The sequence below is a fragment of the Roseomonas sp. HF4 genome, assembly GCF_005222755.1.
GTDB lineage: Bacteria > Pseudomonadota > Alphaproteobacteria > Acetobacterales > Acetobacteraceae > Neoroseomonas.
In genome coordinates, this window is the sequence record NZ_STGD01000014.1 from 23,808 (window position 1) to 49,454 (window position 25,647).

Here is a 25,647-nt window from a genome sequence, read left to right on the forward strand (position 1 = left end):
ATGAAGCTCAACGAGATCCGCGACAACGAGGGCGCGCGCCCGAAGTTCAAGCGCATCGGGCGGGGGATCGGCTCCGGCAAGGGCAAGACCTCCGGCCGCGGCGTGAAGGGCCAGAAGGCGCGCACCGGCGTGTCGATCAACGGCTTCGAGGGCGGCCAGCTGCCGATCTACCGCCGGATGCCCAAGCGCGGCTTCGTGAACATCTTCCGCAAGGACTACGCGGTGCTGAACATCGGCGCGCTCGACGCGGCGATCGAGGACGGGCGGCTGCCCGCAGGCCAGCCGCTGGATGAGGCGGCGCTGAAGGCGGCCGGCGTGGTGCGGTCCTCGGCCAAGCTTGCCGGCGTGCGCCTGCTGGCCAAGGGTGAGATCAAGCGCCCCGTCACCATCAGCGTGACCGGCGCCTCGGCGGCCGCGATCGCTGCGATCGAGGCGGCGGGCGGAAGCGTCACCGTCACCGCGGCGGCCCCCGAGGCCGCGTCCGAGTGACCCTTGCCCCTGGCCGGGCATCCGCCTAGGTCAGGGTCCGGTCTTCGCTGCGGCGCGCGGGGGAACCCGGGCGCCGCAGTCGCTCAGGAGGGATTGCATGGCGTCGGCGGCCGAGCAGGCGATGTCCAGCCTCAATTTCGGGGTTCTGGCGAAGGCGACCGAACTCAAGAAGCGCATCTGGTTCACGCTGGGTGCGCTGATCGTCTACCGCATCGGCACCTACGTGCCCGTCCCCGGCGTGGACGCCGCGGTGATGGGGGAGATCCTCGCCCAGCACGGCGGCGGGATCCTCGCGATGTTCGACATGTTCTCGGGCGGCGCGCTCGGGCGCATGACCGTCTTCGCGCTGAACATCATGCCCTACATCAGCGCCTCCATCATCGTGCAGCTCATGACGGCGGCCATCCCCGCCTGGGAGCAGCTGAAGAAGGAAGGCGAGGCGGGGCGCAAGAAGCTCAACCAGTACACCCGCTACCTGACGCTGGTCATCGCGATCGTCCAGGCCTGGGGCATCGCGATCGGCCTCGAGTCGATGCGCGGGCAGTTCGGCGCGGCGGTCTACGATCCCGGCTGGTTCTTCCGGTTCTCCTGCGTCATCACGCTGGTCGGCGGGACGATGTTCCTGATGTGGCTCGGCGAGCAGATCACCGCGCGCGGGGTCGGCAACGGCATCAGCCTGATCATCTTCGCGGGCATCGTGGCGAACCTGCCCTCGGCACTTATCAGCACGCTTGAACTCGGGCGGACGGGGGCGCTGTCCACCTTCTTCATCATCTTCTTCATGCTGGCGGCGCTCGGGATCATCTTCGTGGTGGTCTTCGTCGAGCGCGCGCAGCGGCGCATCCCGGTGCAGTACCCGAAGCGCCAGGTCGGCAACCGCATGTTCAGCGGCGAGGCGACGCACCTGCCGCTGAAGCTGAACACGGCCGGCGTCATCCCGCCGATCTTCGCCTCGTCGCTGCTGCTGCTGCCGGCTACGCTGGCCGGCTTCTCGACCGACCCGACGCAGGAAAGCTGGCTGCAATCCATCGGCGCGCTGCTCGCGCACGGCCAGCCGCTCTACATGGCGCTCTACCTCGCGCTTATCGCCTTCTTCGCCTTCTTCTACACGGCCGTGGTGTTCAACCCGACCGAGACGGCGGACAACCTGAAGAAGTACGGCGGCTTCGTGCCCGGCATCCGCCCGGGGCAGCATACGGCGGACTACCTCGACCGCGTGCTGACCCGGCTGACCGTGGTCGGCGCCACGTACCTCTGCGTCGTCTGCATCATCCCCGAGATCCTGATCAGCAACTACGGCGTGCCCTTCTACTTCGGCGGCACCTCCCTGCTGATCATCGTCTCGGTCACGATGGACACGGTGTCGCAGGTGCAGTCGCACCTGTTCGCCCACCAGTATGAAGGCCTGATCAAGAAGGCGAGGCTCGGCGGGCGCGGCATGCCGCGGCCTCGCTGACGGAGGGGAACGAAGGGATGAACCTGATCCTGCTGGGCCCGCCCGGGGCCGGGAAGGGCACGCAGGCCAAGCGCCTCGAGGAGGCGCGCGGCATCGCCCAGATCTCGACCGGCGACATGCTGCGCGCCGAGGTGAAGTCGGGCAGCGAGATCGGCCTGCGTGCCCGTGCGATCATGGAGCGCGGCGACCTGGTGCCGGACGAGGTCATCACCGCCATGCTCGCCGCCCGGGTGTCGCGGCCCGACTGCGCCAAGGGCTTCATCCTCGACGGCTTCCCCCGCACGGTCCCGCAGGCCGAGGCGCTCGACGGCATGCTGGCCGAGAAGGGCCTGCGGCTCGATCACGTGATCGAACTGCAGGTGGACGACGCCGCGCTGGTCGAGCGCATCGCCGGCCGCTTCACCTGCGCCAGTTGCGGCGCCGGCTACCACGACACCTTCAAGCCGACCGCGCAGCCCGGCATCTGCGACAATTGCGGCGGGACGGAATTCACCCGGCGCGCCGACGACAAGGCGGAGACGGTGGCGGCGAGGCTCGACGCCTATCATCGGCAGACAGCGCCGCTGCTGCCCTACTACGCCGCCCAGGGCAAGCTGAGCGGCGTGGACGGCATGGCCGCGATGGACCAAGTGGCGGGCGCAATCGGCGCCATTCTGAACGGGAAGGCTTGACGGACCGGGTGACCGGGGCTAGATCGCCCGCTCTCGCGGCGGGGGTCACCCCGGCCGCCGTTCATCGTTGCACGGACTTATTCGCACCGACTTGTTCACCAGCGCCGGAGGGGCCCCCCGCCCCGGACGGCGGTTTTCGGGGCCTGGGCCCCAGGAGAGGCACTGTGGCGCGTATCGCCGGCGTGAACATCCCGACCACCAAGCGGGTGCTCATTTCCCTTCGCTACATCTTCGGCATCGGGCCGCAGAACGCGAAGGACATCTGCGGCAAGCTCGGCATCCCCGACGACCGCCGGGTGAACCAGCTGACCGACGACGAGATCCTGCGCATCCGCGAGATGATCGACCGCGACTACCGCGTCGAGGGCGACCTGCGCCGCGAGCAGGCGATGAACATCAAGCGCCTGATGGACCTCGGCTGCTACCGCGGCCTGCGCCATCGCAAGGGCCTGCCGACCCGCGGCCAGCGCACCCACACCAATGCCCGCACGCGCAAGGGCAAGGCGGTCGCGATCGCCGGCAAGAAGAAGGTGACGAAGTAAGATGGCCCGCGAACCCCGCGCCGGCGCCCGTGGCCCCGTCAAGCGCAAGGAACGGAAGAACATCAGCTCGGGCGTGGCCCATGTGCTGGCGTCCTTCAACAACACGATCGTGACCATCACGGACGCGCAGGGCAACGCCATCGCCTGGTCGTCCTCCGGCTCCCAGGGCTTCAAGGGCAGCCGCAAGTCCACCCCCTACGCGGCGCAGGTCGCGGCGGAGGATGCCGGGCGCAAGGCGCGCGAGCACGGCATGGAAACGCTCGAAATCATGGTGAGCGGCCCCGGCTCGGGCCGCGAATCGGCGCTGCGCGCCCTGCAGGCGGTCGGCTTCTACGTCACCGCCATCAAGGACGTGACGCCCATCCCGCACAACGGCTGCCGGCCGCGGAAGCGTCGTCGCGTCTGATCGCGACGCCTCGCCTGCCCGCCGGAACTGCCGAAAGGAGAGAGTGATCGTGCTCGAGAGGAATTGGCGTTCGCTGATCGAGACGCAAAAGAGCGTCGAGATGGGGTCGGACCCGCTGCGCACCGCGACCGTGGTGCTGGAGCCGCTCGAGCGCGGCTTCGGCATGACCCTCGGCAACGCGCTGCGCCGCGTTCTGCTGTCGTCGCTCCAGGGCGCGTCCGTCACCGCGATCCGCATCGACGGCGTGCTGCATGAATTCAGCAGCATCCAGGGCGTGCGCGAGGACGTGACGGACATCGTCCTCAATGTGAAGCAACTCGCCATCCGGATGCAGGGGGAGGGGCCGAAGCGGCTCCAGCTCACCGCGACCGGCCCGGGCGAGGTGACCGCCGGCCAGATCCAGACCACCGGCGACATCGAGATCGCGAACCCCGAGCTCGTGCTCTGCACGCTCGACGACGGGGCGAAGCTGTCCGCCGAACTGACGGTCGACATCGGCAAGGGATACGTCCCCGCCGCCGAGAACCGGCCCGAGGACGCGCCGATCGGCCTGATCCCGGTGGACGCGATCTACTCGCCCGTCCGCCGCGTGGCCTATCGCGTGGAACCCACCCGCGTCGGCCAGCGCACCGATTTCGACAAGCTGATCCTGACGGTCGAGACGGACGGCACGCTGGCCCCGGAGGACGCGGTCGGCGTCGCCGCGCGCATCCTGCAGGAACAGCTTCAGATCCTGATCAACTTCGACGAGCCGCGCGCGCGGGTGGAGGAGGAGGTCCGCGACGACCTGCCTTTCAACCGCAACCTACTGCGCAAGGTCGACGAGCTGGAACTGTCGGTCCGCAGCGCGAACTGCCTGAAGAACGACAACATCGTCTACATCGGCGACCTGGTTCAGAAGACCGAGCAGGAGATGCTCCGCACCCCGAACTTCGGGCGCAAGTCGCTGAACGAGATCAAGGAAGTCCTGGCCTCGATGGGCCTCGGGCTCGGCCTGACCGTCACCGGCTGGCCGCCCGAGAACATCGAGGAACTCGCGAAGAAGGTCGAAGAGCCGTTCTGACGAACGGCTCTCACGAAGGATAGATCACCATGCGTCACGGAATGGCCGGGCGTAAGCTCAGCGTCACCTCGTCCCATCGGCTCGCCATGTTCCGCAACATGGCGACGTCGCTTCTGAAGCACGAGCAGATCACGACCACCCTGCCGAAGGCGAAGGAACTGCGCCCGTATGTCGAGCGCATCATCACGCTCGGTAAGCGCGGCGGGTTGCATGCGCGCCGCCAGGCGCTCGCGCAGATCCGCGACGAAAAGGTGGTGACCAAGCTCTTCGGCGAGATCGCCGATCGCTACAAGGCGCGCCAGGGCGGCTATTGCCGCGTGCTGCGCGCCGGCGTGCGCTATGGCGACGCCGCGACCATGGCGGTGATCGAACTGGTGGACCGCAACCCGGCCGCCAAGGGCCAGGACAGCGGCCCGAAGCCCGAGGCCGCCGCCGAGGACAGTGCCGAAAGCTGAGCCCCGGCACGCAGCCAGGACCTGATCGAAGGGGGAGGACGCCGGCGTCCTCCCCTTTTTCGTTTGCCGGCTACTACCGCGGCCCCATCGCCTCGCCCAGCGCGGGCACGAAGGCGCTGAGCCCCGGGCGCAGCGCCTCGGGCCAGGCCTGGGGGTCCGGCGGGACGGACAGGCGCACGCTGCCGCGCTCGGTCAACAGCAGGTAGACGCGGTCGGCTTGCATGTCGAAGCCGAGGAAGGCGCCGCCTTCGCGGCACCCCTCGCTGCGGCAACCCCAGCCGAACAGGTAGCGATCCTCGGCGACCTCCACGGGCGGCCCCGGGTCGCGCAGCCGTGCCGCCAGCACGCCGCGATGGCCGCCCGCATTGAAGCGGAGCACGGTCGTCATCTCGGGCCGCTGCGCCAGCGCCAGCACCGGCTGACCGACGACGTCCATGATGTCCTGCTGCGCCAGGGCCGCCCCGGCGCCAAGCAGGGCCAGCGCCGCGGCTGCGAACCCCGCCGCGGCGCCACGCGCGCGTGGCGCGGGACGGGATGAAGGGGCCGGCGCGGTGCGCCGCACCGGCCGTGGCGCAGGATGATGTTTCACAGCCGCAGCATGTGCCCGATCGCCGCCGCTGCCGCCAGGGCGGCCAGCACGCGGCCCGGTGCCGCCCGCGGCGCGGGCAGGCGGGCCAGGATCGCGACCCCCCAGCCCACCAGCAGCAGCACGAGAAGGCCGGCCACCCCGCCGGCGAGGACCGACGCGCCGACGAGCACGGCGTCGCGGTACGTGTCCTCCCACATCACCGGGACCAGCGCCTGCCCATAGCCGCCGATGCGCCTCGTCGCGACGCAGGCCCCCAGGGCGGGGCCCAGCAGGGCGGGCGAAGCACCTCGCCAGCCGAGAATGCCGAAGGCCAGGAGCCAGGCGGCCTCGGCAAGGATGGCAGGTCCGGACATGCTCTCGCCCGGCATCCAGCCGTCGGCACCGAGCGTGCCGAGGACGGCCCGCAGCGCCACCGCGCCGGCCGCGCCGAGCATGACCCACCCCGCCGCGGCGGGCAGCTGCCGCGGGTCGCCCGCGAGCACCATGAGCGCGATGCCGGCAAGCGCGGCCGGGGCGCCCTGGACCTCGCGGCCCGCCACGGCGACCCCGAACACCGTGCCATCGATCCCGATTGCCAGAAGCGCCGCGACGGCCGCGCCGCCGAGAGCCTTCGCGGCCGTCCCTGCTGTCATGGCCTGCGGTCTGCGGGCCCGTGCCGTGCGCGTCAAGCCGCATGGCGCCGCACTGCGGCCGCGGGCAGGATGCCCGGCATGACGATGCCGCCCCGCTACGACGACCTGCCCCGCCCCGCCGGCGACCCGACCGGCCTGCCGCTCTCCTGGGGCGCCTGGGGCCCGGACGACCAGGTGGGCACGCTGAACCGGATCACCGCCGCCACGGTCGCCGCGGCGCGCGAGGAAATCCGCGACGGCCGCCGATTCAACCTCAACCTGCCGCTCGATGAGCCCTTCGGCGCCGCGCTGCCGGGCGCGCACCGGCGGCGGGACGCGCCGCACCCGGTGATGGTGGCCGAGGAACACCCCGGCCGCGTGACCCGCGACGACCGCCTGGACGGCTTCTGGCTGCAGGCGAGCACGCAATGGGACGGCCTCAGCCACTTCGCCGACCCGACGCATGGCTTCTACAACCACGCGCCGCTCGCCTCGATCGTGCACGGGGCAGACAGCCGAAACGGCATCGACAAGGCGCTGGCGCACGGCATCGCGGGGCGCTGCGTCATGGCGGACCTGGCGCGGCACTTCGCTCGCACCGGCCGGGACTGGGGGCCGATGGGCGGGCGGCGCGCGACGGCCGAGGACCTCGCGGCCTGCCTCGCGGCCGATGGCGTCGCGCTCCGCCCGGGCGACATCCTGCTGGTGCGCACCGGCTGGCTCGCCGCCTTCCGCGCCGCGCCCGACGTCGCCGCGCGCCACCTGCTGCTGCAGGGGGAAGGCGGCGCGCGGGACTATTCGGGCCTCGATGGGGCGGAGCCGATGTGGCGCTTCCTTTGGGATGCCGGCATCGCCGCCGTCGCCGCCGACAACCCGACGGTCGAGGCGTGGCCGATCTTTCCTTGGAAGCCGGCGCTGCACCTCGCGATCGCGCGGCTCGGCCTCTGCCTGGGCGAGTTCTTCGACCTCGAGGCGCTGGCCGAGGACAGCGCGCAGACCGGGCGCCGCACGGCCTTCTTCGCCGCCTCGCCGCTGCATCTGCGCGGCGGCATCGGCAGCCCCGGGAACGCGATGGCGATCCGGTAGGTCGGGCGGCACCGGTTCGCCACCCCTTCGGCCACCGGCCCGCGCTGCCCTATGCCCGCCGGAAGCCCTGCTCGGCCGGGGGCTCGGCGGCCTCCTCCACAATCCCGTGGACCCGCGCCAGCAGCGGGCCCCGCCGACAGGCCGAAAGCAGCGCCTGCACCGCCTCCTCCTCCCCGGCGACCAGCGCCTCGACCGTGCCGTCGGGCCGGTTGCGCACCCAGCCCCGGACGCCGTGCCGCGCGGCTTCCCGCACCATCCAGTCGCGGTAGCCCACGCCCTGCACGCGGCCGACGATGACGACCCGCAGCACCGTCATGACCGCACCAGCGCGAGGAAGCGTTCGGCCAGCGCCAGGTCCGCCGCGATCCGCGCGCGCCGCGCGGTCGCCTCGGGGTCCTCCCCCCAGCGGGCCTCCTGGAAGGTCTCGTCGAGCGCCGCGAGCGCCTGCGCCGCCGTCGCGTCGATCCGCCCGGCCGACATCGCCAGCCCCAGCACCAGGCTGCCCAGCCCCGGCACCGCCACGCCGAGCGCCGCCAGTTCCTCGGGGGCATGTTGCGCCACCGCCGCCCGCAGTGCGGCGAGGCTCGCCGCCGGCTGCGCCACCGGCATCACCCCGGCGGTCACGGTGAGCGGCGCGCCGAGCGCGTCCGCCGCCCAGTCGAGCAGCGGCTGCCAGTCCCGGGCCTGCAGCGCCGCCAGCGCCGGGTCCTCGGCGCGGTAGCAGAGCAGGTCGGTCCCGCCATATTGTGCGAGGCCCTCGACCATCGCCGAAGGATCCGGCGCCACGCGGTCCTGCGCCGTGCCGAGCAGGCGCGTCAGCGGCACCGCCTCCATCGTCATCTCGCCGCCCCGGGCGCCGCCGGCCGCCTGCCATTCGGCGGCGATGGCCGCGGCCAGCGGGGCGGAGCGGGTGGTGAGCGGCTGCCCGCCCGGCAGGCGGAGCGGGCGGCCGTCGAGCAGCACGGCATGGCCGCCTTCGGGTCGCGGCACCGCGACGGCATGGTCCCAGAAGCGCTTCATGGCGGCTCTCTAGATCAGATCGGGCTCCGGCGGAATCGAGCCGGCGGCGGGCGCCGCCCTACCGCCGACCACCGCCGCCCAGCAGGCCGCCGAGCCCGCGCAGCACGTCCTGCGCCGTGCCCTGCAATTCGCGCGGCACGCCGGGCACGATGCGCGGCGCCGCGGGCACCGGCCCGTCGGCGCCGAAGCGCGCGATGCGGAGCTGCGTCGCGCAGTCCCCGGCCGGCGTCGTGCCGCCCGCCCGCCCGCGCAGCCATTCCACCGTCGGGTCGCGCCACAGCCGGTTCGCGACCTTGTCGCCGATCACCTGCGTCAGCGCGCGCCCGGGCTCGACGCCGACCCGCGGCGTCGAGATCGTGCCACCGACGCCGACCGGCGCGCGCACCCGCACGCCGAACAGCGTCACGTCGGGCAACAGCCGCGCCGCCAGCCCCTCGGTCGCGAGGTTCACCGCCGCCACGCCTTCGATCCGCCCGGCCGAGGTCTCGACCAGCAGCGCGGATGTCCGCGCCATGCCGTCCTCGGCCGACAGGCGAACCGCAAGGCAGCGGAGATCGAGCCCGTCCTGAGGCGCGCCAGGCAGCAGCAGCCCGAGCAGATCCGGACCGAGGCGCAACATGCCCGCCTGCGCGAGGCGGCCATCGGCCAGCGCGAGCCCGGCTTCGCCGGTCAGGGTGGCGGCCACGGCGCGCGTCGTCGCGCCCTGCCCGCGGACCTCGATGCGGACCTGCGCCCGGCCCTCGATCCCGGCGGCCTCCTGCCGGGCCCGGCGCAGCGCGGCGAGGTCGAGGCCGGCGCCCTCGCTCCGCAGCGCCAGCGCGAGACCGGGCGGCGTAGCGGCGGCATCGAGCGTCGCCTCCCCGCGAACCGGCCCGCCGGGGGTGACGGCGGCGAAGTCGGTCAGGCGCGCACTGCCGTCCGCGACCGCCAGCCGCCCCCGCATGCCCCGCCAGTCGGTGCCGCCCACGATCAGGTGGTCGGCGGCGAGGTCGAGGCGGCCGCGGAAGACCCGGGCCATCGCGAGCGGCAGCGGGATATCCGGGATGATACGCGCCTCCTGCGGCGACGATGCTGCAGGGGGTGCGGCCCGGGGCGCGGGTGTAGGGGCGGCCGGGCGGGGCTGCGCGGCCTCGCGGCGGGCCAGGGCCTCGCCCAGCGCATCGAGGTCGATCCGTTCCACCGCGACGCGCCCGTCGAGGCCGACAGGGCTCCCGGGGCGGACCGTGACATCGCCCCCGGCCAACAGGACCGTCGAGGCGATGCTGAAGGGCGCGACGCGCCACGTGCCGTCCAGGCGTCCCGGCGCGGCCAGGCGCGCGGTCGCGGTCACGTCGCGGAGCGGCGGCGCATCCGGCAGCACGGCCGCCAGCGCGCCAAGGTCCGGCGCGGCGAGGCTGACCTCGAAGGCCGCATCCTCCAGGCTGCGGGGCCGCGCGATGCGGCCCGTAACATTGGCCGTGGCCCCGCCGGCGGTGATGTCGGCGGCGATGGCCAGCGCCGGCTCCGCCGCGCCCGGCAGCAGGGCGGCCGGCGCGTCGAGCCGCAGCGCGAGACGGAAGGGGAGGCCGCGATGGCTCCCCTCCACCGTGGCCTCGGCGGGCGCCGCAAGGTGCGGCAGGCTGGCCTCGAGCCGCGTCAGCAGCAGCCCGGGTGCCAGCGCGCCGAGGTCCGCGGCGCCGAGGCGCACCCGAATCTCCCGCGGCGCAAGGTCGGCGCCGAGGACGAGGCTCGCCTCGACCGGCGGCAGCACGGGCGGCATCGGCGCGCCGGGCGCCAGCGCCGCAAGCAGCGGCAGCAGCGCGGCGGGCTCGGGCAGCGTGGCGGCCAGCGCGAAGGGCGCGCCGAGCGCGCCTTCGGCCGTGACGCTGTTGGCGCCGGCAGACAGCCGGGCGCGCAACGGCCAGGGGAGGTCGGGCGGTGGCGGCAGGGCGCCTGACGTCGCTTCGATCGCAAGCGGCACGCCGTGCAGGGCCACGCGTGCGTCGAGGCCGACCGGCCCGCCCGTGCCGACCCCCGTGGCGGTCAGGCGCAGGATCGCCACGGTGCCGAGCCGCGCATCGGGCAGGGCGATGCGGCTGTCGGTCAGCACGACCTCGCCGACCGAGACCGCGCGCCGTGTGGCCGGGGCCGTCGCCTCGGCGGCGGGCGCGGGTGCCGCGGTGGCGGTGGTGCCGCGAGGCGGCGCGAAGGTCCAGTTCGCGCGCCCGTCCGCGAGCCGTTCGAGCAGGATGTCCGCGCCGTCGAGGGCGATGCGGCCGAAGGCGACCTCGCCGCGCAGCAGCGGCAGCAGCGCGACGCTGGCCTCGATGCGGCGGATGCGCGCCATCTCGGGGCGCGAGCCCCCCTCGATGTTCGCGAGCGTCGCGCCGTCGACCGCGAGGCGCGGCACGAGGCCCGGGCTGAGCGAGACGGCGCCGAGCGTCGCGCGGCGCCCGGTCGCGCCCTCGATGGCGGCGAGGAGGCGCGGCGTGAGCGCCCCGGCGTCGAGCGCGAGCACTAGCGCGACCATGCCGGCCGCGGCCAGCAGCAGCGCCCCGCCCAGCAGCGCCCCGGCCCATTTCAGCGCGCGCATCGCGGCCGCCCTATCGCACCCGCCGGCAGGGGGGCGTTCGCGGCCGGTCGAAGCCCAGGAAGACGAAGGTGTCCTTCATGTGCGGCGGCAGGGGGGCGGCGACTTCGAGCATGCCGCCCTCGGGGTGCGGCAACCGGAGGGCGCGCGCGTGCAGGTGCAGGGTCCGGTCGCCGAAGCCATCGGGATGGGCGGCGGCGCCGCCATACTTGCCGTCGCCGAGGATCGGGCAGGCCAGTGCGGAGGCGCAATGCACGCGCAGCTGGTGCGTGCGCCCGGTCAGCGGCGTCAGCTCGAGCCAGGCGGCGCGCTTCTGTGCGGTGTCGACGGTGCGGTACAGCGTGACGGCATGCGCCGCATCCCGCGCATCCGAGGGCACGACGCGTTCGCCGTGGCCGCCGGCGTGCTTGGCGAGCGGCATGCTGATCCGCCCCTCCAGCGGATGCGGCCGGCCCACCACGATGGCCCAATAGGTCTTCTGCGTGTCGCGCCCGCGGAAGGCGCGCGCGAGCGCCGAGGCCGCCGCCGGCGTGCGCGCCAGCAGCAGGACGCCGGTCGTGTCGCGGTCCAGCCGGTGCACGAGGCGCGGGCGGTCCTCCGACCCGAAGCGCAGCGCGTCCAGCATGCCGTCCAAATGCTTCGCGATGCCCGGCCCGCCCTGAACCGCCATGCCCTGCGGCTTGTCGATCGCGATGACGCTGTCGTCGCGGTAGAGGACCAGGCGTTCGAGGGAAGCAGCCTCGCGAGGGTCGACCGGCTTCGGCGCGGCAAGCGGCGCCGGCGCGTCGGGCATCGGCGGGATGCGCAGGACCTGGCCGGGGGCGAGGCGCGTATTCGCCTCGGCCCGCCGTCCGTCGACGCGGACCTGGCCGGTGCGCAGCATCTTCTGCAGCGCGCCCTGCGTCAGGGCGGGGAAGTGGCGGTGGAACCAGCGGTCGAGGCGGATCTCGCCGTCGGCGGGGCGGACGGTGCGGGTGGTGACGGGCATGGCGCATCCTACCGCGCCCGGCGGGGGGTGCGCCACGCGGCAGCTGCGCCGCGGCGCCCGTTGCGCGGCGGCCCGCTTGTCGCGTAACAGGCGCAGGACACGGGAGGACACCGAACCATGACACAAATCCGTCGCCGCTCGCTGCTGGCCGGCGCCAGCGGCATGCTTGCCGTGCCCGCGCTGGCGCAGGGCGTGGACTTCGCAGGCAAGACGATCGAGTGGGTGATCCCCTTCGCCGAGGGCGGCGGCAGCGACGTCTGGGCCCGCTTCATGGCGCCCTACCTCGCGAAGAACCTGCCGGGGCGGCCGACCGTGATCATCCGCAACGCCCCGGGCGGCGGGTCCATCACGGGCACGAACGACTTCTACCAGCGTGCACGCAACGACGGCTCGACCTTCATCGGGACCTCTGGCTCGACGCAGTTCCCCTTCCTGCTGGGCGACAGGCGCGTCCGCTACGACTACGCGAACATGCCGCCCGTGCTCGTCTCGCCGACCGGCGGCGTGGTGTACCTGCCGACGCGCTTCGGGGTCGCGAATGCGTCCGAGCTCGGCAAGCTGCGCGACCAGGAACTGGTCTATGGCAGCCAGGGCGCGACCTCGCTCGACCTCGTGCCGATGCTGGCCTTCCACCTGCTCGGCCTCAAGGTGCGGCACGTGTTCGGCATGCGCGGGCGCGGCGAGGGGCGGCTCGCGCTCGAACGCGGCGAGGCGACGATCGATTACCAGACCTCCTCCGCCTTCCTGACGCAGGTGCGCCCGCTGATCGAGGCGCGGACCGTCGTGCCGCTGTTCTCCTGGGGCGTGCTGGACGAGGCGGGGAACGTCGCACGGGATCCGACCTTCCCCGAGCTGCCGCATTTCGTCGAAGCCTACGAGATGATGCACGGGCGCCGCCCGTCCGGCGTCGAGTTCAACGCCTACCTGGCCTTCTTCGGCTCGGGCTTCGCCGCGCAGAAGCCGGCCATGCTGCCGCGCGGGACCTCGCCCGCCATCGTCGCCGCCTATCGCCAGGCCTTCGTGCAGGCGGTGGCGGACCCCGAGCTGCAGGCGCGGAAGGGAGAAGTGCTCGGCGAGTACCGCCAGGCCGTGGGTGGCAACATCCAGCGCCTGTACGAGGTCGCGACAACGATCGACGCCGATGCGCGGAGCTGGGTGCGCGAGTACCTGACCACCAACCACAACGTCCGCTTCTGAGCGCGCCCCACGCTTTCTTTCCGGGAGGACAACGGCAATGACAATCATCGGACGGCGCGGCCTGCTCGGCGCGGCCGCACTCGGCGCGGCGCTGCCTGCCCGCGCGCAGGCGCCCGTGGACTTCGCGGGCCGCACCATCGAATTCGTCATCCCCTTCGCCGAGGCGGGCGGGTCCGACGTATGGGCGCGCTTCCTGGCCCCCTTCCTGTCGCGCCACCTGCCGGGCCGGCCGACGGTCATCATCCGCAACGTCCCGGGCGGCGGCTCGATCACGGGCGCCAATGACTGGGCGGCGCGCGCGCGGCCGGACGGTTCCTCGATCTTCGGCTCCTCGGCCTCCACGCAGCTGCCCTTCCTGCTGGGCGACCGGCGCGTGCGCTACGACTTCGCGAAGTGGACGCCGCTGATCGTCTCGCCGACCGGCGGCGTGGTCTACGTTTCCTCCCGCACCGGCATCTCGCGTACCGACCAGGTCGCGCAGCTGCGCGGCAAGGAACTGGTCTTCCCGAGCCAGGGCGCCACGGGGCTCGACATCGTGCCGATCCTCGCGCTGCACATGCTCGGTCTGAACGTCCGCTACGTCTTCGGCATGCGCGGGCGCGGCGATGCGCGGCTGGCGCTCGAGCGCGGCGATGCGTCCATCGACCACCAGACGACGCCGGCCTGGCTGACCCAGGTGGTGCCGATGGTCCAGTCCGGCGCGGCGGTGCCGCTGTTCTCCTATGGCGTGCAGGACGACGACGGGAAGATCGTCCGCGACCCGTCCTTCCCCGAGATCCCGACCTTCGAGGAGGTCTACAAGGCCATGCACGGGCGCGACCCGGCGGGCCAGGAATACGAGGCCTACCTTGCCTGCTCCGTCGCCGCCTTCGCGGGCCAGAAGCCGGCGGTGCTGCCGAAGGAGACGCCGGCGCCGATCATCGCCGCCTTCCGCAAGGCTTTCCAGGACGCGGTTGCCGACCCGGAACTGATCGCGCGGCGCGGCGACATCCTCGGCGACTACCGTCAGGCGGTGGGTCCGGCGGCAGACCGGCTCTATGCGACCGCCACCACCATCGCGCCCGAGGCGCGGGAGTGGGTGCGGACCTTTCTGACGCAGAACCACAACGCCCGCTTCTGACTCTGTCCGCCGCCCGCCGGGGAAAAGGCCTTTCGCCATGATGGACGTGATCCTCGGCGCGCTGTTCGAACTGCTGACGCCCGAACGCATGATGTTCATGATGCTGGGCGTCAGCGTCGGGCTCGTGATCGGCGTGCTGCCGGGCCTGGGCGGCATCGCCGGGCTGTCGCTCCTGCTGCCCTTCATCTACGGCATGGACCCGACCTCGGCGCTGGCCATGCTGATCGGGCTCGTGGCGGTGATCCCGACCTCGGACACCTTCTCCTCGATCCTGATGGGGATACCGGGGTCCTCGGCCAGCCAGGCGACGGTGCTGGACGGCTTCCCGCTGGCACAAAAGGGCGAGGGCGCGCGGGCGCTCTCGGCGGCGTTCTTCGCCTCGATGATCGGCGGCTTCTTCGGCGCCATCGTGCTGACCGCCTCGGTGCTGGCGGCGCGGCCGATCATCCTGCTGTTCGGCTCGGCCGAGCTGTTCATGCTAACGCTGTTCGGGCTGTCCACCGTGGCGGCGCTGTCGGGCGGCAACCTCGCCAAGGGCGTCGCCTCGGCCTGCCTCGGCCTCGCCTTCGGGATGATCGGCGCGGCACCCGCCACCGGCGAGTACCGGATGGATTTCGACACGCTCTATCTGAGCGACGGCGTGCCGCTCGTCATCGTGGGCCTCGGCATCTTCGCGCTGCCCGAACTGTTCAACCTGCTGCGCGGCGGCGGCGCGATCGCGCAGCACAACCCGATGGGCACGGGCTGGATCCAGGGCGTCAAGGACGTGCTGAAGAACCCCTGGCTGGTTCTGCGCTGCTCGGGCATCGGGGCGCTGATCGGGGCCATCCCGGGCATCGGCGGTTCGGTGGTGGACTGGATCGCCTACAGCCACGCGATGCAGACGACGAAGGACACTTCCCAGTTCGGCAAGGGGGAGATCCGCGGCGTCATCGCGCCCGAGAGCGCGAACAACGCGACGCAGGGCGGCGCGCTGCTGCCGACGCTGCTGTTCGGCATCCCGGGCTCGGGCTCGATGGCGATCTTCCTGGCGGGGATGATCCTGATCGGCCTGCAGCCGGGTCCCGCGATGGCGGACCGCAACCTCGACGTGACCTACACGATCATCTGGTCGCTCGCGATCGCGAACTTCGTCGGCACGCTGCTCTGCATCGCGCTGGCGCCGGGCATCGCGAAGCTGACGACGATCCGCTACGCGCTGATCGCGCCCTTCATGATCATGGTCATCTCCTTCGCCGCCTTCCAGGCGACGCGGAGCGTCTACGACCTGATGGCGCTGTTCGCGGTGGGCATCCTCGGGCTGTTCCTGCGCCGCTTCGGCTGGTCGCGGCCCGCCTTCCTGATCGGCTTCGTGCTGTCGCTGGGCGCCGAGCGTTACCTCTACCAGGCGGTGCAGTTCTCGGGCTGGGAGTTCGTGACGCGTCCGGTCGCGCTGGTCATCCTGGCGCTGACGGCGCTTTCGCTCTGGGCGGGGCTCCGGCGCAGCCAGTCGAACGTGAACACCGAGGGCGCGGCCGACGAATCCCGCGCGACCTCGATGCTGCCGCAGGTCGCCTTCACCGGCCTGTTGCTGGTCTTCTTCGGCTGGGTCATCCTCGAGGGACTGAAGAACTCCTACCTGGCGGCGCTGATGCCGGTGGTGGTGGGCTCGCTCGGCGCCGCGGCGGTGCTGCTGGTCCTGGTGTTCCAGGCGCGCGGCGCGACCACCGCGGGCACCACGAACTTCGACCAGGAGGCCTCGGCGACCGACAACGGGCCCTGGCCCTTCGTGGGCTGGGCGCTGGGGTTCCTCGCGCTCACGCTGCTGGTCGGCTTCTTCGCGGCGCTGGCGATGTTCTTCGTGGCCTTCCTGCGCGTGGTGGCGCGCTGCGGCTGGGTCCAGACGCTGCTGTTGACGGCCGCGGCCTGCGGCTTCCTGCTGATCCTCGCTTCCTCGCTGAACCTGATCTTCCCCGGCGGCCTGCTGCAGGAGCACTACGACCTGCCCTGGCCCCTTCGCTGAGACCCGACCCATGACCCAGACCGCGATCCCCTGCACCCTGATGCGCGGCGGCACCAGCCGCGGCCCCTATTTCCTGGCGAAGGACCTGCCGGACAGCCGCGAAGGGATCTCGCAGGTTCTGCTCGCCGCCATGGGCAGCCCGGATGCGCGGCAGATCGACGGGCTCGGCGGCGCGACCACGCTGACGAGCAAGGTCTGCATCGTCTCCCCCGCCGCGGCCGGGGAGAAGCAGCAGGTCGACTACCTGTTCGCACAGGTCTCGGTCGACAAGGCCTTCGTCGATTTCGGCCCGACCTGCGGCAACATGCTGGCCGGCATCGGCCCCTTCGCGATCGAGAAGGGCCTCGTGCCCGTGCAGGATGGCGAGACGAGCGTGCGCATCCGCGCCGTCAACACCGGCGCGCTGATCGAGGCGGTGGTGCAGACGCCGGGCGGCGCCGTGACCTATGAGGGCGACACGGCGATTGCCGGCGTGCCGGGCACCGCGGCGCCGATCGTGCTGAACTTCGCCGACGCGGTGGGCGGCGCGACCGGCAGCCTTATGCCGACGGGCAATGCGCGCGACATGATCGAGGGCGTGGAGGTCACGTGCCTCGACGTCGCGATGCCGGTCGTGATCGCGCGCGCGGCCGACCTCGGCAAGACGGCGCGCGAGACGGCGAAGGACCTCGACGCCGACAGCGACTTCATGGCGCGGATCGAGCGCATCCGCCGCGCGGCGTCCCTCGCCATGGGCATGGGCGACGCCGAGGGCCGCGTCATTCCGAAATTCGCCATGGTGGCCGAGCCGGCCGGCGGGCAGGGCATCGCGGCGCGCTACTTCACGCCGCTCGCGTGCCATGAGGCGATGGCGGTCACGGGCGGCATCTGCATCGCGACCGCCTGCATGCTGCCCGGCACGGTGGCCGACGGCCTCGCGCGCATCGGGCCGCATGAGCGCGAGACCATCGCGATTGAGCACCCGACCGGGCAGATGGAGGCGGTCATCTCCACCCGCCGCACCGGCAACGATGGCGTCGAGGTGCTGGGCGGCGGCACGCTGCGTACCGCGCGGAAGCTGATGTCGGGCGAGGTCTTCGTCCCCGCGCGCGTGTGGGGCGGCCGCTGAGCACCCCCACCCTGTATATCGACGGCGACGCCTGTCCCGTCCGCGATGAGGCCTACCGCGTCGCGGGCCGGCTCGGCCTGCCGGTCGTGGTCGTGGGCAACGGGTCGCGCGGCGTGCGGCCGCCGCCGCTGCCCAATGCGCGGATCGTCGTGGTGGGGGAGGGCGCCGATGCCGCCGACGACTGGATCGTGGAACACATCGCCGCCGGCGATGTCTGCGTGACCTCCGACATCCCGCTCGCAGCGCGCTGCCTCGCGAAATCGGCCAAGGCGCTGTCGCCGAACGGGCGCGTCTGGGACAGCACGAATATCGGCGGCGCGCTGGCGAGCCGCGAGATCGGGCGGAGCCTCCGCGAGGCCGGCATGATGACCGGCGGGCCGCCGCCGCTCGACAAGGCGGCGCGGTCGCGGTTCCTGCAGGCGCTGGATGGGCTGGTGCAGGCGTCGTTGCGCGGGGGGTGAAGCAGGGCGGGGGAGGGGAACCTCCCCCGCGCCTACTCCCTTCTTTGTCATTGGGCACTGACCCCGCGAGGTCGGGCGCCAGGTGCCAAAGAAGGTTGAGGGGGGTCCGGGGGGAGAAGTTCCCTTCTCTCCCCGCCCTTCAGCGTCGCACCATCCACGCCCCCGCCAGGCACGCCGCGACGCCGAGCGCCACAGACAGCACGGCGTAGAGCACCGCGACCGGCGGCGCGCGTTCCCAGAGCAGCGTCGTCTCCAGCGAATACGCCGAGAAGGTGGTGAAGCCGCCGAGGAAGCCCGCCACCAGCAGCATGCGCAGATGCCCCTCGAGCCCAGCGGCGGCGATGGCGCCGATTGCCGCGCTGCCGAGGATGTTCACCGCCAGCGTGCCCCAGGGGAAGCCCGTGCCGAACAGCGCGAAGCCCGCCATGGTGGCGAGGTAGCGCAGAATCGAACCCGCCGCGCCGCCGAGGCCGACCAGCAGCAGGGCGCCGAGCGTCACGCCCGGCATCAGCCGCGCTTCCGCTTCCGCCGCATCTGGTCCCAGCGCGCCATGCGCTCGGCGATCGCGGCCTCCGCGCCGCGGTCGGTCGGGCGGTAGAAGGACTGCCGGCGCATCTCGTCCGGGAAGTAGTCCTGACCGGAGAAGGCCTCCTCCGCGTCATGGTCGTATTCGTAGCCGCTGCCGTAGCCGATCTCCTGCATCAGCTTGGTCGGCGCATTCAGGATGTGCTTGGGCGGCATCAGCGACCCGGTCTCCTTCGCCGCGCGCATCGCCGCGCCGAAGGCGGCGTAGACGGCGTTGGACTTCGGCGCGGTCGCCAGGTGCACCACGAGCTGCGCGAGCGCCAGCTCGCCTTCCGGCGAGCCCATGCGCTCGAAGGTCTCCCACGCCGCGATGGCGAGCGGCAGCGCGCGCGGGTCGGCCATGCCGATATCCTCGGCGGCGAAGCGCGTCAGGCGGCGGGCGATGTAGCGCGGGTCCTCGCCGCCCGTCAGCATGCGCGCGAACCAGTAGAGCGCCGCGTCGGGGTCGCTGCCGCGCATGGATTTGTGCAGCGCGGAGATGAGGTTGTAGTGCTCCTCCCGATCCTTGTCATAGAGCGCGGCGCGCTTCGCCAGCAGCGACGCCAGCGCCGCGGTGTCGAGCGGCGCGGTCGCCGGCGGCAGGGCGAACAGCTGCTCGGCCATGTTCAGCAGGTAGCGCCCGTCGCCGTCCGCCATGGCGCGCATTGTGGCGCGCGCGGCGTCGTCCAGCGGCAAGGCGCGGCCGGTCTCGGCCTCCGCGCGCGCCAGCAGCAGGTCGAGCGCCGCATCGTCCAGCCGCTTCAGGACCATCACCTGGCAGCGCGACAGCAGCGCGCCGTTCAGCGCGAAGGACGGGTTCTCGGTCGTGGCACCGATGAGCGTCACGGTGCCGTCCTCGACCACCGGCAGGAAGCCGTCCTGCTGGGCGCGGTTGAAGCGGTGGATCTCGTCCACGAACAGCAGCGTGCCCTGGCCGTTGGACTTGCGCGCCCGGGCCTCGTCGAACGCGCGCTTGAGGTCGGCCACGCCCGAGAACACGGCCGAGAGCGCCGTGAAGCGCAGCCCCGCCGCTTCCGCCAGCAGCCGCGCGATGGTGGTCTTGCCGACGCCGGGCGGCCCCCAGAGGATCAGTGATGCCAGCGACCCGCGGCCGAGCATGCGGGCGATGCTGCCCTCCTCGCCCAGCAGGTGATCCTGGCCGACGACCTCCGCCAGGGTCCGCGGGCGCAGCCGGTCCGCGAGCGGGCGGGCGGCCTCGGTCGCCGGGGCGGCTTCGGTGGTGCCGAACAGGTCGGCGGCGGGTGGCGATGGCCTGGCCATGCCGCCATTCTGCGCCGCCCCGCGGTCGCGATCCATGGGCCTCGGGCCGGTGCCGATTTCGGCGCAGCGGAAAACGTTCTACAGCCATGGCGATCAAGAAACCGGGAAGGAAACGCCGACATGACCCATCGCATCGCGCGCCGCACCCTGGTCGCCGCTGGCCTCGCCCTGCCCGCGCTGGCCCGCGCGCAGGCCTTCCCCACGCGCCCGATCCGCCTCATCGCGCCCTATCCGCCGGGCGGCGGCGTGGACACGACCAGCCGGCTGCTCGGCGTGCCGATGGGCGCCTTCCTCGGCCAGCCCGTGGTGGTCGAGAACCGCGGCGGCGCCGGCGGCTCGATCGGTGCGGCGGAACTCGCCCGCAGCGCGCCGGACGGGCACACCATCATGGTGGACGCCATGGCGCATACGGTGAACCCGCACCTCATCCGCAACCTGCCCTTCGACTACGCGACAGCCTTCGCGCCGGTCAGCCAGGTGGTGGTGCTGCCGCAGATCCTGGCGGTGAACCCAGCCAAGGTGCCGGCGCGGACGGTGCAGGACTTCGTCGCCTGGGCGCGGCCGCGGGCGCGGGAGCTGTCCTACGGATCATCCGGCAACGCGACGGCGGCGCATCTCGCCTCGGCGCTGTTCCTGAACCGCGCGGGGCTCGACCTCACGCACGTGCCCTATCGCGGCGGCACGCCGGCGCTGCAGGACCTGCTCGGCGGCAACATCGCCTTCGTCTTCGGCACCGTCTCCTCCACGCTGCAGCTTGTGCGCGACGGGCGGCTGGTGGCGCTCGGCGTCTCGACCGCGACGCGCATCGCGCCGCTGCCCGAGGTGCCGACGGTGGCCGAGCAGGGCTTCCCCGGCTTCGAGCTGAACGAGTGGAACGGCATGTACGCGCCGGCCGGCACGCCCGCCCCGGTCGTGCAGCGACTGTTCGAGGCGGCGAAACACGCGCTGGCCGATGCGGCGGTGCAGCAGCGGCTCGGCGCGCTCGGCGCCATTCCGGTCGGCACCGAACCCGCGGCCTTCGCGCGCTTCGTCGCGGAGCAGCGGGAGATGATGGGCCGCATCGTGCGCGAGGCGCGCATCGAAATCGGCTGACCCGGCGGAATCTTGATCCGCGTCAAGGCGCGCGGGCGCGGCATGGATGAACTTTCCTCCACCTGATGCCGGAGGACCCCCATGCGTGCCCGCGACCTGATGACCGCCGATCCCGTCACCGTGCCGCCCGACACGCCGCTCGCGGCGGTTGCCTCGCTGATGGCCGAGCGCGCGATCTCCGGCCTGCCCGTCGTGGACGGGGAGGGACGGCTGCTCGGCATCGTCACGGATGGCGACCTGATGCGCCGCCTGGCGGCGAAGGAGGACGAGCCCGCCTCCTTCCTCGCCGCGCTGATCGGCGCCAATGCGGACCAGGCGCTGCGCTACGCGCGCACCCATGGCCGGCGCGTGCGCGACGTCATGACGACCGACCTCGCCACAGTGGAGGACGACGCGACGGCCGAGGAGGTGGCGAAGATCCTGGAGACGCGCCGCATCCGCCGCGTGCCGGTGCTGCGGGACGGCCGCCTGGTGGGCGTCGTGTCCCGCGCCGACCTGCTGCGCGCGGTGATGGCGCCGGTGGCCGAGGGCTCGGCGGAGGAAGCCTCGGACGGGCGCATCCGGCGGGAGGTGATCCGCGAGATGCGCAACCAGTCCTGGGTCAGCACGCGCTTCGTCTTCCCCATGGTGGCGGACGGCGTCGTGTCGTTCCACGGCTTCCTTGGCAGCGCGGAGGTGATGGCGGCGCTGCGCGTCCTGGCGGAGGGCATTCCCGGCGTGAAGGAGGTGCGCTTCGAGACGCATCCGGCGCCGCCCTTCATGCTCGGCATCCCCTGAGGCTCACTTCGCCCGCTTCAGCGCGGCCTCCAGCATGTCGGCGAGGGTGGTGACCACCTTCACCCGCGCATGCAGCTTGTTGTCGGCCTCGACCAGCGTCCAGGGCGCCTGGCCGGTCGAGGTGCGCTCCACCATCTCGCAGACCGCTTCCTCGTAGGCGTCCCACTTCTCGCGGTTGCGCCAGTCCTCCTCCGTGATCTTGTGGCGCTTGAAGGGCGTCGCCTCGCGTTCCTGGAAACGGCGGTGCTGCTCGTCCTTGCTGATGGCGAGCCAGAACTTGGCGACCACGGCGCCGTGCGTCACGAGCTGGCCTTCGAAGTCGTTGATCTCGGCATAGGCGCGGCGCCAGTCGGCCTCGGCCGCGAAGCCCTCGACGCGCTCGACCAGCACGCGGCCATACCAGGACCGGTCGAAGATCGTCAGGCGTCCGGGCCGCGGCACATGGCGCCAGAAGCGCCAGAGATAGGGCTGCGCGCGTTCTTCCTCGGTCGGCGCGGCGACTGGCACGATGCGGTAGGCGCGCGGGTCGAGCGCGGCGCCGAGCCGTCGCACGGCGCCGCCCTTGCCGGCGGCGTCGTTGCCCTCGAACACGCCGATCACGCTGATCTTCCCGTAGCGCTTGTGCCGCGTGGCGCGCGCGAGCCGCGCCTGCGCCTCGACGAGCGCGCGGTCGTAGTCGGCGCGCGACATCTCCTGCCTCAGCGTCAGCGCGCGGATCACGTTCAGCCGGTCGGGCGGCGGCACCGTGAAGGGCTTGGCCGGCGGCGGCTTCGGCGGCGCCGGCGCGTCGAGCCGCGCGCGCAGCGTGCCGAGCAGGTGGCGCCCGACGAACAGCGCCCGGTAGCGGTCATCCGCCGCCGGAACCACCGTCCAGGGCGCCTCGCCGGTCGAGGTCTCGCGCAGGAAGGGGTCGCAGACCGCGCGGAAATCGTCGTAGCGCTCGAACAGCGCGCGGTCGTAGCGCGTGACCTTCCAGGAGGTCTCCTTCTCCTTCTCGAGCGCGCGGATGCGTTTGCGCTGCTGCCCCTTCGAGAGGTGGAACCAGTATTTCACCAGCAGAACGCCTTCCTCGGCGAGCATCCGCTCAAGGCGCAGGATCTCCTCCATGCGTGCGGCGAAGCCGTCGGCGCCGAGGCGGCCCATCACGCGCTCCAGGATCGGCATCGTCTGCCAGGCGCCGAAGAACACGCCGATGCGGCCCTTGGGCGGCAGCGCCCGCCAGAAGCGCCACATCGGCGGATGGGCGGCTTCCTCCTCGGTCGGCAGGGCGAAGCCCGTCACCTCGATGAATCGCGGATCAAGCCATTCGTTCAGCAGGTGGACCGTTTCGCTCTTGCCCGCGCCCTCGATGCCGGCGATCAGGATGAGCACCGGGAAGCGCTGCTGCGCGCCGAGGTCGCGCTGCGCCTGCAGCAGCGCGCGGCGGAGCTCCGGCTCCTCACGCTTGTAGTCGGCCTTCGTGACCTTGTGGTCGAGTTCCGCCGCTTCGAACATGGCGCTTCCGTCCTGACCCGCGCCCCGGGTGGGGCGCATCGGGGCATGGTGCCGGATAGACGGGCGGGGTGGTAGCGCGGTGCTCGTGTGGCGCGTGAGCGCGCGCCCATTCCCCCTCAAGCTTCGGTTGGAACCCGGCGTCGTGCCGGAAGGCCAGGCGCCAAACGAGAAAGAAGGGAGGGGGATCGGGGGAGGTTCGCCTCCCCCCACCTCTCCGGGCGCCACGGCCGATCGACACCCGCGCCGGCCGGCACGCGGATGCGCCGCGTTGCTTCCGCGCGCGTGGGTGCGCCGCGTTGCTTCCGCGCGCGCGGGTGCGCCGTTTTACTCCCGCGCGCGCGGGTGCGCGCGACGCCACGTCGCCAGCAGCCCCGCCGCATCGACCGCCGTATAGCGCTGCGTCGTGGACAGGCTTGCATGGCCGAGCAGTTCCTGGATTGCCCGCAGGTCTGCGCCGCCGCCCAGCAGATGCGTCGCGAAGGAATGCCGCAGCGCGTGCGGCGTCGCGTGTTCCGGCAGGCCGGCCAGACGGCGGAATTCGCGCAGGCTGCGCTGCGCCACCGCGGCATCCAGCCGCCCGCCCCGCGCGCCGAGAAACAGGGGCTCTGCCGGCGACCCGGGCCCGCGCTGGGTAAGGTAGGCCGCGACGGCGTCCCGCACCGCCGGCAGCACCGGCACCAGCCGTTCCTTCCCTCCCTTGCCGCGCACGCGCAGCGCCGCTGTGCCGCCCGGCAGAGGCGCATCCGCGAGGTCGAGCGCCAGCGCCTCCGCAATCCGCAGCCCCGCGCCGTAGAGGAGGCTGAACAGCGCGACCTCCCGCGCCGCCTGCAGCGCCGGCTTCTCCCGCCGGCCGAGCGCGTGCACATCCCCTGCCTCGGTCGCGACGCGACGCGCATCGGCGGCCGTCAGCGCGCGCGGGATGGGCGGCTTCGGCCGCGGGCCGCGCAGGGCGCCGAGCGGCAGGGCCGCCATGCCGTGGTGCCGCGTCAGGTAGCGCAGGAAGCCGCGCAGCGCTGCGAGCCGCCGCGCGCGCGTCGCGGGGCTGTCGCCTGCCGCCGCACGATCCGCCAGGAAGGCGCGCAGATCGGCCGGCACCATCGCGCCGAGCGCGCCGAGGTCTGGTTCCTGCCCCAGGTGGCGCGTCAGGAAACCCAGGAATTCGGCCGCGTCGGCACCATAGGCCTCGACCGTGTTCGGGCTGGCGCGGCGTTCGGCGGCCAGCCAGGCGAGCCAGGCCGCGCGCGCCTGCGCGCCCGTCACCGCGACAGCGCCGCCGCCACCGCGCGGCCGAGGAAGGCGAGGACGCCGACGCTCTGGCGGACCGGCAGCGCATTCGCCTGCCGCGTGCCGAGCGCGATCAGCGCCGGCGGGCCGTTCGCCAGCGGCACGCGGGCCAGGGCGTCGCGCACGACCAGCGGCGCGGCCTCGTTGTGCAGCAGCGCCGACTCCTGCGGCTGGATGCGGACCACGGCGTCCCGCCCGCGGCCGATCAGCCGCTGCACCGCGCCTTCGGCCAGGGGCCGCGTTCCCGCGGGCAGCACAAGGAACCCGGCACGCATGCCGGGCTCGGCCGCGAGCGTGCAGGTCTCGACGCCGAGCAGCGCCGGGATCTCCTGCGTCACGGCCTCCATGACGTCCTGTGCCCGCATCAGCGCCAGCACGGCCAGGCGGATGCGGACCGAAAGGCCGGCACCGGCGCGCCCGGCTTCGATCGCGGCCAGGACCTCGGCCTCGAGGGCCCGGGTGCGGGTGCGTTCCATCTCGAGCATGGCCGCCATGTGGTCCGCCAGCGCCTCCCCATGGATCCGCCGGGGCGGCACCAGGGCGCGGTAGATGCTGGGTCGTTCCGCGAGGAAGCCGGGATTGGCCTCGAGGAACGCCTCCACCTCCTCCGCCCGGAGGCCCGGCTGGGCAGCCCTGGCGGGGAGGCGGCGGCTGCTCAAAGGATGGATTGTCCCGTCTTCGCCCAGTCGGCCAGGAAGGCCTCGAGGCCGCGGTCGGTCAGCGGGTGCTTCAGCAGCATGCGGATCACGGCCGGCGGCAGCGTCGCGACATGCGCGCCCATCTTCGCCGCCTCGATCAGGTGGATCGGGTGGCGCACGGAGGCGACCAGGACTTCGGTCTTCAGGGCGGGATAGTTGCGGTAGATCTGCACGATGTCCGCGATCAGCCGCATGCCGTCGGTCGAGATGTCGTCGAGCCGGCCCACGAAGGGGGAGATGAAGGCGGCGCCCGCCTTGGCCGCCAGCAGCGCCTGCGCCGGGCTGAAGCAGAGCGTGACGTTGACCATCGCCCCTTCGCCGGCCAGCGTACGGCAGGCGACGAGGCCGGCTTCCGTCAGGGGGACCTTGACCGCGACATTGGGTGCGATGCCGCGCAGCGCCCTGCCCTCGGCGATCATGCCGGCGGCGTCGGTGGCGGTGACCTCGGCGCTGACGGGGCCGTCGGTGATGGCGCAGATCTCCGCGATCACCTCCTTGAAGTCGCGGCCGGATTTCGCGACGAGGGAGGGGTTGGTGGTGACGCCGTCCACGAGGCCGGCCTGTGCGAGGGACCGTATGTCCGCCACCTCGGCGGTATCGACGAAGAATTTCATGGTGTGGGAC

General features: G+C 72.7%; 27 protein-coding genes. 15 read left to right on the forward strand and 12 right to left on the reverse strand.

The features are described 5' to 3' along the window. From rplO to rplQ, 7 genes are all read left to right on the forward strand, one after another. The gene (rplO, locus tag E8M80_RS19475; protein WP_137127397.1) at positions 1–489 is read left to right on the forward strand and encodes a 50S ribosomal protein L15; all 489 of its coding nucleotides are present in this window, start codon (positions 1–3) and stop codon (positions 487–489) included. A 97-nt stretch (positions 490–586) separates the two neighbouring features. Then, positions 587–1,945, forward strand: a complete 1,359-nt coding sequence (secY, locus tag E8M80_RS19480) for a preprotein translocase subunit SecY (protein ID WP_137127398.1) — start codon at positions 587–589, stop codon at positions 1,943–1,945. A gap of 17 nt (positions 1,946–1,962) precedes the next feature. Further along, positions 1,963–2,616 (forward strand): adenylate kinase, encoded by a 654-nt coding sequence (locus tag E8M80_RS19485; protein WP_137127399.1) that lies wholly within the window; start codon positions 1,963–1,965, stop codon positions 2,614–2,616. A 164-nt stretch (positions 2,617–2,780) separates the two neighbouring features. Then, positions 2,781–3,158 carry a 30S ribosomal protein S13 gene (rpsM, locus tag E8M80_RS19490; protein WP_137127400.1) on the forward strand — a complete coding sequence of 126 codons (378 nt, stop codon included), beginning with the start codon at positions 2,781–2,783 and terminating at the stop codon, positions 3,156–3,158. A 1-nt stretch (position 3,159) separates the two neighbouring features. Next, positions 3,160–3,564 (forward strand): 30S ribosomal protein S11, encoded by a 405-nt coding sequence (rpsK, locus tag E8M80_RS19495; RefSeq protein ID WP_137127401.1) that lies wholly within the window; start codon positions 3,160–3,162, stop codon positions 3,562–3,564. A 46-nt stretch (positions 3,565–3,610) separates the two neighbouring features. Beyond that, complete coding sequence (locus tag E8M80_RS19500; RefSeq protein WP_137127516.1) at positions 3,611–4,627, forward strand: DNA-directed RNA polymerase subunit alpha; 1,017 nt, start codon at positions 3,611–3,613, stop codon at positions 4,625–4,627. Positions 4,628–4,656: 29 nt separating this feature from the next. Then, on the forward strand, positions 4,657–5,082 hold the full coding sequence (rplQ, locus tag E8M80_RS19505) for a 50S ribosomal protein L17 (RefSeq protein WP_137127402.1): 426 nt from the start codon (positions 4,657–4,659) through the stop codon (positions 5,080–5,082). A 73-nt stretch (positions 5,083–5,155) separates the two neighbouring features. Here rplQ and E8M80_RS19510 read toward each other — a convergent pair whose 3' ends face one another. Both E8M80_RS19510 and E8M80_RS19515 read right to left on the reverse strand, forming a co-directional pair. Further along, positions 5,156–5,518, reverse strand: coding sequence for a hypothetical protein (locus tag E8M80_RS19510; RefSeq protein WP_137127403.1), 363 nt, complete (start codon positions 5,516–5,518; stop codon positions 5,156–5,158). Positions 5,519–5,667: 149 nt separating this feature from the next. After that, positions 5,668–6,303, reverse strand: a complete 636-nt coding sequence (locus tag E8M80_RS19515; RefSeq protein ID WP_137127404.1) for a hypothetical protein — start codon at positions 6,301–6,303, stop codon at positions 5,668–5,670. Between the two features lie 78 nt (positions 6,304–6,381). On the opposite strand from E8M80_RS19515, the gene E8M80_RS19520 reads away from it, so the two are divergent. After that, positions 6,382–7,368, forward strand: coding sequence for a cyclase family protein (locus E8M80_RS19520; RefSeq protein ID WP_170979515.1), 987 nt, complete (start codon positions 6,382–6,384; stop codon positions 7,366–7,368). 49 nt (positions 7,369–7,417) lie between these two features. Here the strand turns inward: E8M80_RS19520 and E8M80_RS19525 are convergent, their stop codons facing one another. From E8M80_RS19525 to E8M80_RS19540, 4 genes are read right to left on the reverse strand one after another with little or no spacing between them, the layout of a single operon-like run. Then, the gene (locus E8M80_RS19525; protein WP_137127406.1) at positions 7,418–7,684 is read right to left on the reverse strand and encodes an acylphosphatase; all 267 of its coding nucleotides are present in this window, start codon (positions 7,682–7,684) and stop codon (positions 7,418–7,420) included. Beyond that, entirely contained in the window at positions 7,681–8,388 is a 708-nt protein-coding gene (locus E8M80_RS19530; RefSeq protein WP_137127407.1) for an ATP12 family protein, read from the reverse strand. Before E8M80_RS19530 ends, E8M80_RS19525 begins: the two co-directional genes overlap by 4 nt. Before the next feature lie 58 nt (positions 8,389–8,446). Then, a complete protein-coding gene (locus E8M80_RS19535) occupies positions 8,447–10,960 on the reverse strand; it encodes an AsmA family protein (protein WP_137127408.1) in 2,514 nt (837 codons plus the stop codon). 10 nt (positions 10,961–10,970) lie between these two features. After that, complete coding sequence (locus E8M80_RS19540; protein WP_137127409.1) at positions 10,971–11,945, reverse strand: RluA family pseudouridine synthase; 975 nt, start codon at positions 11,943–11,945, stop codon at positions 10,971–10,973. Between the two features lie 117 nt (positions 11,946–12,062). On the opposite strand from E8M80_RS19540, the gene E8M80_RS19545 reads away from it, so the two are divergent. From E8M80_RS19545 to E8M80_RS19565, 5 genes are read left to right on the forward strand one after another with little or no spacing between them, the layout of a single operon-like run. Then, positions 12,063–13,142 (forward strand): tripartite tricarboxylate transporter substrate binding protein, encoded by a 1,080-nt coding sequence (locus E8M80_RS19545; protein WP_137127410.1) that lies wholly within the window; start codon positions 12,063–12,065, stop codon positions 13,140–13,142. A 37-nt stretch (positions 13,143–13,179) separates the two neighbouring features. Continuing rightward, positions 13,180–14,262, forward strand: a complete 1,083-nt coding sequence (locus E8M80_RS19550; protein ID WP_137127411.1) for a tripartite tricarboxylate transporter substrate binding protein — start codon at positions 13,180–13,182, stop codon at positions 14,260–14,262. 37 nt (positions 14,263–14,299) lie between these two features. Beyond that, positions 14,300–16,264, forward strand: a complete 1,965-nt coding sequence (locus tag E8M80_RS19555) for a tripartite tricarboxylate transporter permease (protein WP_137127412.1) — start codon at positions 14,300–14,302, stop codon at positions 16,262–16,264. A gap of 10 nt (positions 16,265–16,274) precedes the next feature. Continuing rightward, positions 16,275–17,372 (forward strand): 4-oxalomesaconate tautomerase, encoded by a 1,098-nt coding sequence (locus E8M80_RS19560; protein ID WP_137127413.1) that lies wholly within the window; start codon positions 16,275–16,277, stop codon positions 17,370–17,372. Then, the gene (locus E8M80_RS19565; RefSeq protein ID WP_240790129.1) at positions 17,357–17,833 is read left to right on the forward strand and encodes a YaiI/YqxD family protein; all 477 of its coding nucleotides are present in this window, start codon (positions 17,357–17,359) and stop codon (positions 17,831–17,833) included. Before E8M80_RS19560 ends, E8M80_RS19565 begins: the two co-directional genes overlap by 16 nt. Before the next feature lie 139 nt (positions 17,834–17,972). Here the strand turns inward: E8M80_RS19565 and E8M80_RS19570 are convergent, their stop codons facing one another. Next, positions 17,973–18,341 carry a CrcB family protein gene (locus E8M80_RS19570; RefSeq protein ID WP_137127414.1) on the reverse strand — a complete coding sequence of 123 codons (369 nt, stop codon included), beginning with the start codon at positions 18,339–18,341 and terminating at the stop codon, positions 17,973–17,975. Further along, complete coding sequence (locus E8M80_RS19575) at positions 18,341–19,678, reverse strand: replication-associated recombination protein A (protein ID WP_137127415.1); 1,338 nt, start codon at positions 19,676–19,678, stop codon at positions 18,341–18,343. Before E8M80_RS19575 ends, E8M80_RS19570 begins: the two co-directional genes overlap by 1 nt. 120 nt (positions 19,679–19,798) lie before the next feature. Between E8M80_RS19575 and E8M80_RS19580 the strand changes: the two genes are divergently transcribed. Both E8M80_RS19580 and E8M80_RS19585 read left to right on the forward strand, forming a co-directional pair. Beyond that, positions 19,799–20,770, forward strand: a complete 972-nt coding sequence (locus tag E8M80_RS19580) for a tripartite tricarboxylate transporter substrate binding protein (RefSeq protein WP_137127416.1) — start codon at positions 19,799–19,801, stop codon at positions 20,768–20,770. Between the two features lie 81 nt (positions 20,771–20,851). Continuing rightward, a complete protein-coding gene (locus tag E8M80_RS19585) occupies positions 20,852–21,547 on the forward strand; it encodes a CBS domain-containing protein (RefSeq protein ID WP_137127417.1) in 696 nt (231 codons plus the stop codon). A gap of 3 nt (positions 21,548–21,550) precedes the next feature. On the opposite strand, the gene pap is transcribed toward E8M80_RS19585, so the two are convergent. From pap to fsa, 4 genes are all read right to left on the reverse strand, one after another. Next, on the reverse strand, positions 21,551–23,041 hold the full coding sequence (pap, locus tag E8M80_RS19590) for a polyphosphate:AMP phosphotransferase (RefSeq protein ID WP_137127418.1): 1,491 nt from the start codon (positions 23,039–23,041) through the stop codon (positions 21,551–21,553). Positions 23,042–23,365: 324 nt separating this feature from the next. Then, entirely contained in the window at positions 23,366–24,301 is a 936-nt protein-coding gene (locus E8M80_RS19595; protein WP_137127419.1) for a tyrosine recombinase XerC, read from the reverse strand. After that, positions 24,298–24,984 carry a DUF484 family protein gene (locus tag E8M80_RS19600; protein ID WP_170979516.1) on the reverse strand — a complete coding sequence of 229 codons (687 nt, stop codon included), beginning with the start codon at positions 24,982–24,984 and terminating at the stop codon, positions 24,298–24,300. The genes E8M80_RS19595 and E8M80_RS19600 overlap by 4 nt, the downstream gene beginning before the upstream one ends. Further along, on the reverse strand, positions 24,981–25,637 hold the full coding sequence (fsa, locus tag E8M80_RS19605; RefSeq protein WP_137127420.1) for a fructose-6-phosphate aldolase: 657 nt from the start codon (positions 25,635–25,637) through the stop codon (positions 24,981–24,983). The genes E8M80_RS19600 and fsa overlap by 4 nt, the downstream gene beginning before the upstream one ends. Between the last annotated feature and the right edge of the window lie 10 nt (positions 25,638–25,647).

What these genes read in the sequence shown, in the direction of transcription:
- rplO (WP_137127397.1), top strand. Translation starts at nt 1, where the DNA reads ATGAAGCTCAACGAGATCCGCGACAACGAGGGCGCGCGCCCGAAGTTC.
- secY (WP_137127398.1), top strand. Translation starts at nt 587, where the DNA reads ATGGCGTCGGCGGCCGAGCAGGCGATGTCCAGCCTCAATTTCGGGGTT.
- E8M80_RS19485 (WP_137127399.1), top strand. Translation starts at nt 1,963, where the DNA reads ATGAACCTGATCCTGCTGGGCCCGCCCGGGGCCGGGAAGGGCACGCAG.
- rpsK (WP_137127401.1), top strand. Translation starts at nt 3,160, where the DNA reads ATGGCCCGCGAACCCCGCGCCGGCGCCCGTGGCCCCGTCAAGCGCAAG.
- rplQ (WP_137127402.1), top strand. Translation starts at nt 4,657, where the DNA reads ATGCGTCACGGAATGGCCGGGCGTAAGCTCAGCGTCACCTCGTCCCAT.
- E8M80_RS19510 (WP_137127403.1), bottom strand. Translation starts at nt 5,518, where the DNA reads ATGGACGTCGTCGGTCAGCCGGTGCTGGCGCTGGCGCAGCGGCCCGAG.
- E8M80_RS19515 (WP_137127404.1), bottom strand. Translation starts at nt 6,303, where the DNA reads ATGACAGCAGGGACGGCCGCGAAGGCTCTCGGCGGCGCGGCCGTCGCG.
- E8M80_RS19520 (WP_170979515.1), top strand. Translation starts at nt 6,382, where the DNA reads ATGACGATGCCGCCCCGCTACGACGACCTGCCCCGCCCCGCCGGCGAC.
- E8M80_RS19525 (WP_137127406.1), bottom strand. Translation starts at nt 7,684, where the DNA reads ATGACGGTGCTGCGGGTCGTCATCGTCGGCCGCGTGCAGGGCGTGGGC.
- E8M80_RS19530 (WP_137127407.1), bottom strand. Translation starts at nt 8,388, where the DNA reads ATGAAGCGCTTCTGGGACCATGCCGTCGCGGTGCCGCGACCCGAAGGC.
- E8M80_RS19535 (WP_137127408.1), bottom strand. Translation starts at nt 10,960, where the DNA reads ATGCGCGCGCTGAAATGGGCCGGGGCGCTGCTGGGCGGGGCGCTGCTG.
- E8M80_RS19540 (WP_137127409.1), bottom strand. Translation starts at nt 11,945, where the DNA reads ATGCCCGTCACCACCCGCACCGTCCGCCCCGCCGACGGCGAGATCCGC.
- E8M80_RS19545 (WP_137127410.1), top strand. Translation starts at nt 12,063, where the DNA reads ATGACACAAATCCGTCGCCGCTCGCTGCTGGCCGGCGCCAGCGGCATG.
- E8M80_RS19550 (WP_137127411.1), top strand. Translation starts at nt 13,180, where the DNA reads ATGACAATCATCGGACGGCGCGGCCTGCTCGGCGCGGCCGCACTCGGC.
- E8M80_RS19555 (WP_137127412.1), top strand. Translation starts at nt 14,300, where the DNA reads ATGATGGACGTGATCCTCGGCGCGCTGTTCGAACTGCTGACGCCCGAA.
- E8M80_RS19560 (WP_137127413.1), top strand. Translation starts at nt 16,275, where the DNA reads ATGACCCAGACCGCGATCCCCTGCACCCTGATGCGCGGCGGCACCAGC.
- E8M80_RS19570 (WP_137127414.1), bottom strand. Translation starts at nt 18,341, where the DNA reads ATGCCGGGCGTGACGCTCGGCGCCCTGCTGCTGGTCGGCCTCGGCGGC.
- E8M80_RS19575 (WP_137127415.1), bottom strand. Translation starts at nt 19,678, where the DNA reads ATGGCCAGGCCATCGCCACCCGCCGCCGACCTGTTCGGCACCACCGAA.
- E8M80_RS19580 (WP_137127416.1), top strand. Translation starts at nt 19,799, where the DNA reads ATGACCCATCGCATCGCGCGCCGCACCCTGGTCGCCGCTGGCCTCGCC.
- E8M80_RS19585 (WP_137127417.1), top strand. Translation starts at nt 20,852, where the DNA reads ATGCGTGCCCGCGACCTGATGACCGCCGATCCCGTCACCGTGCCGCCC.
- pap (WP_137127418.1), bottom strand. Translation starts at nt 23,041, where the DNA reads ATGTTCGAAGCGGCGGAACTCGACCACAAGGTCACGAAGGCCGACTAC.
- fsa (WP_137127420.1), bottom strand. Translation starts at nt 25,637, where the DNA reads ATGAAATTCTTCGTCGATACCGCCGAGGTGGCGGACATACGGTCCCTC.